This is a genomic window from Streptomyces sp. NPDC059900 (genome assembly GCF_050270335.1).
Classification (GTDB): Bacteria; Actinomycetota; Actinomycetes; order Streptomycetales; family Streptomycetaceae; genus Streptomyces.
The window spans coordinates 1-4102 of sequence record NZ_JBNNJZ010000668.1; the positions used below are offsets into that span (position 1 = coordinate 1).

Sequence of the window (4102 nt, forward strand, 5' to 3'; positions counted from 1 at the left end):
CGCGCGGGGGGGGGCCGCGATTCGCGCTGTGGGGGGGGCGGCGGCCCCCCCCCCCCCCCCGGGTGGGGGCCCCCGCGCCCTCCCCCCCCCCCCGCCCCGCCCGCCGGCCGCCGCCGGGGCCCCCGTCAGGACCCCGCCAGGGCGCTGAGCTGCTCAGGAGTGAGCCGGTCCCGTTCGGCGTGGCGCAAGGCTTCGGCCACGCGCTGCGGGGTCCAGCCCAGTGCGGCGGCCAGACGATCCTCCGCGAGAGCCGCACCCGCACCCGCGCCCGCGTGCCGCAGCGCGGCAAGGACGGTCAGGGCGTCGTCGACGGCGTCGTGTCCGCCGCCACCCATGTCGTCGCTGAGCGTGGCGAAGAACTGGCTCATGCGGGCGAGCCTGGCCCCCGCGGGCGTCGCCGCGTCCAGTACCTCGACCCCCCGCTGTGCGGTCTGCGCCCACATGGCGTGCTGCTGGGCGCTCGTCATCCACGCCCGGAGCCAGACGGCGTCGTCGATGACGTACTGCTCGCGACGCCGACCGGGCTCCCGTACGCGGCGGATGACCTCCAGATCCTCCAGATAGCCCACCGCCTTGGAGACCGACGCGGCGCTGACCCGCAGCCGCTGGACGAGGTCGGCTGCGGTGAGGCGGCCGGAGTCGTCGGTGATCAGGCGGGCGAGCACCCGCGCGGCCATGCGGGGCACGCCCGTCCTGACCATGAGGGCCGCGAGCTGCTCTGCGAAATCGCGTACGGCGTCGGGGTGGCGTCCGTAGGCGTCGGCGGGTGCGGCCGGTTCGGGGCGCGGGAGCTTCTTGCGGCGGCGGGCGCGTCGTCCGGTGGCGAGGTGGGCGTGGTCGACGCGGTAGCCGCCGGGGCCGCCGTTGCGGGTCACCTCGCGGCTGACGGTCGACGTGGGCCTGCCGAGCTGCCGGGCGATCTCGGCGTATCCGAGTCCTTCGGCGAGGCCCGCGCCGATGTGCCGGCGGTCCTCGTGCGTCAGCCTGCCTCCCGGCATGAGTGGGGGCCTCCTTGCGTTCATCGGCAAGTTCATTGCAATGAATCCACGAAATTGCCTACTGGTAAGGGATACCCGGCCAGTAATTCATTGATGGCGTACTGAACGCAACGTAGCTTCGCCGTCAACTGAAGCAACACGGCGAGGAGTTGGCGTGACGACGAGCGAGGGGGACGTGGTGCTCGATGTCGAGGGGCTGCGCATGCGCTACGGCGCAACCGATGTGCTGCGCGACGTGACATTCCGGGCACGGCACGGCGAGGTGCTTGCCCTGCTCGGGCCCAACGGCGCGGGCAAGACCACCACCATCGAGATCATGGAAGGGTTCCGGATGCGCTCGGCGGGCCGCGTCCGGGTGCTCGGCACGGACCCTGCGCTCGGCACCGAGGCATGGCGTGCGCGCATCGGCGTCGTTCTGCAGTCCTGGCGCGACCACGGCAAGTGGCGGGTGCGTGAGCTGCTCGCGCACCTGGGGAGGTACTACGCCCCCTACTCCACGGCCGCGATCCGGCGGCCCTGGGACACCGACGCACTCATGGCGGCGGTCGGCCTGACCGCCCACGCGGGCAAGAAGGTCAAGACGCTGTCCGGCGGGCAGCGGCGCAGGCTGGACGTGGCGATCGGCATCGTGGGCCGCCCGGAGCTGCTGTTCCTCGACGAACCCACCGCGGGCTTCGACCCGGAGGCCAGACAGGAGTTCCATGAACTCGTCCACCGCCTCGCCGCCGACCACGAGACCACCGTCCTGCTCACCACGCACGACCTGGACGAGGCGGACAGGCTCGCCGACCGGATCCTGATCCTGTCCGGGGGACGGATCATCGCGGACGGTTCGGCGGATGACCTGGCCCGGCGGATCGCGGGCCACGACGAGGTGCGCTGGACCTGCGGCGGGCGGCACTTCGTGAAGTCGACGGCCGAATCGACGGCGTTCGTCCGCGGGCTGCTGCGCGAGCACGGCGACGCGGTGGGCGAACTGGAGGTCCGCCGGGCCTCGTTGCAGGACACCTACCTGGCGCTCGTGCGGGACCGGGGCGAGCACGGGACGGTGACCCGGTGAACGGGACGGGCACGGCGATCCGTGCGGGCTTCTCGCGCGGCCTGATCGAACTGCGGCAGTCGTTCACCAACGGCGGTGACCTGCTCTCGCACCTGCTCTGGCCGGTGCTGATGCTGAGCGTCCTGTTCTTCATGCGGGACACGGCGTTCGGCACCAGCGGGCTCCTGCTCGGCACCCTCGCCCTGCCGAGCATCCTGGGCATGAACGCGGCGATGGGCATGGTCAGCATGAGCCAGGCGCTCACCGCGGAACGCGAGGACGGCACCCTGCTGCGCGCCAAGGCCACGCCGAACGGCATGCCGGGCTATCTCATCGGCAAGGTCGTCTCGGTGGCCGGTGGTCTGCTCGCCGACCTCGCGATCCTGCTGGTCCCCGGCGTCTTCATCGTGGCGGGCCTGGCGACCGGTGGCCCCGGTTCCTGGCTGACGCTGGCCTGGGTTCTTGTCCTCGGCATGGTCGCGACCCTGCCGATCGGGGCGATCCTCGGCTCGGTGTTCACCAGCGCACGCAGTCAGGGCCTGATCCAGCTGCCGGTCCTGGGCATGATCGCGATCTCCGGCATCTTCTACCCGGTCACCGCGCTGCCGGACTGGTTGCAGTGGACCGCCCAGGCGTTCCCCGTCTACTGGCTCGGCCTCGGCATGCGCTCGGCCCTGCTGCCGGACAGCGCGGCCGCCATCGAGATCGCCGGTTCCTGGCGGCACTGGGAGACGGCCGGTGTGCTCGGCGCGTGGGCCGCACTCGGCCTGCTCGTGGCCCCCGCGGTCCTGCGCCGCATGGCACGCAGGGAGTCGGGTTCCGGCATGGCGGAACGCCGGGAGAGGGCGCTGCGACGGGTGGGGTGAGGCACCCCCGTGGGGGGGGGAGTCACCTCGCCCCCCGGGTGTCACCGAGCCCAAGGCGTCACCGCAACATGGGCAGTTCGATCGCCGGGCAGCGATCCATCACCATGTCGAGCCCCGCCGCCCGCGTCCGCTCGAACGCGGCTTCGTCGATGACTCCCAGCTGGAACCAGACCGCCTGCGCGCCGATCGTGACGGCTTCGTCGGCGGCCTGGCCCGCGAGGGCGCTGTTGAGGAAGACGTCGACGACGTCGATCTTGAAGGGCACGGCGGAGAGGGACGGATAGCCCTTCTCGCCGTGCACCGTCTCGGCCTTCGGGTGGATCGGGACGATGCGCTTTCCGTAGCGCTGCAGGACACCGGCGACGCCGTACGCCGCTCGTTCCTCGTTCGTGGACAGGCCCACGACCGCCCAGGTGTCCCCGAGCTCCGTGAGGATCTTGCGCACTGCTGCCGGATCGCCGTACACGTCCCGCTCCTTCTGCCGCCGATGGTCGAATTGACTACGTCAGGCGACTGCGGCGGCGACGGCGTCAGACATTTACTCCGAAGTCCGACGCGATGCCGCGCAGTCCACTCGCATAACCCTGGCCGACCGCGCGGAATTTCCACTCGGCGCCGTGCCGGTAGAGCTCGCCGAAGACCATGGCGGTCTCGGTCGAGGCGTCCTCGGAGAGGTCGTAGCGGGCGATCTCGGCGTTGTCGGCCTGGTTGACCACGCGGATGAAGGCGTTGCGGACCTGGCCGAAGCTCTGGCCGCGGTTCTCGGCGTCGTGGATGGACACCGGGAAGACGATCTTCGTGATGTTGGCGGGGACTGCGGCGAGGTTCACCTTCACGGCCTCGTCGTCGCCCTCGCCCTCACCGGTGAGGTTGTCGCCGGTGTGCTCGACGGAGCCGTCGGGGCTCTTGAGCTGGTTGTAGAAGATGAAGTGCTGGTCGTCGACGACCTTCCCCGAGTCGTCGCACAGCAGCGCGCTGGCATCCAGGTCGTAGTCCGTGCCGGTGGTCGTGCGGACGTCCCAGCCCAGGCCCACCAGGACGGCGGTGAGGCCGGGGGCCTCCTTGCTGAGCGAGACGTTGCCGCCCTTGGCCAGGGAAACTCCCACGATGTCCTCCTGAAGTCCTGAGGTGTGCGTACCGGCCGTGGTCAGGGCCGGAACCTAAAATCTACAACACTGTAGAAGTAACCGGTGTGCCGC

The 4102-nt window shown here is 71.0% G+C and carries 5 protein-coding genes; 2 read left to right on the forward strand and 3 right to left on the reverse strand.

Annotated features, from left to right (window positions below):
• Positions 1–125: 125 nt before the first annotated feature.
• Complete coding sequence (locus ACQKIP_RS41595; RefSeq protein ID WP_365862242.1) at positions 126–998, reverse strand: GbsR/MarR family transcriptional regulator; 873 nt, start codon at positions 996–998, stop codon at positions 126–128.
• A gap of 202 nt (positions 999–1200) precedes the next feature.
• On the opposite strand from ACQKIP_RS41595, the gene ACQKIP_RS41600 reads away from it, so the two are divergent.
• Together ACQKIP_RS41600 and ACQKIP_RS41605 are read left to right on the forward strand one after the other, a co-directional pair.
• On the forward strand, positions 1201–2058 hold the full coding sequence (locus tag ACQKIP_RS41600) for an ABC transporter ATP-binding protein (RefSeq protein WP_365862552.1): 858 nt from the start codon (positions 1201–1203) through the stop codon (positions 2056–2058).
• On the forward strand, positions 2055–2903 hold the full coding sequence (locus ACQKIP_RS41605) for an ABC transporter permease (protein ID WP_365862244.1): 849 nt from the start codon (positions 2055–2057) through the stop codon (positions 2901–2903). Before ACQKIP_RS41600 ends, ACQKIP_RS41605 begins: the two co-directional genes overlap by 4 nt.
• Before the next feature lie 58 nt (positions 2904–2961).
• Here the strand turns inward: ACQKIP_RS41605 and ACQKIP_RS41610 are convergent, their stop codons facing one another.
• Positions 2962–3369, reverse strand: coding sequence for a CoA-binding protein (locus ACQKIP_RS41610; protein ID WP_365862246.1), 408 nt, complete (start codon positions 3367–3369; stop codon positions 2962–2964).
• 64 nt (positions 3370–3433) lie between these two features.
• Positions 3434–4009: a TerD family protein gene (locus ACQKIP_RS41615; RefSeq protein WP_361195471.1), complete on the reverse strand. Its 576-nt coding sequence runs from the start codon at positions 4007–4009 to the stop codon at positions 3434–3436.
• Positions 4010–4102 lie beyond the last annotated feature (93 nt).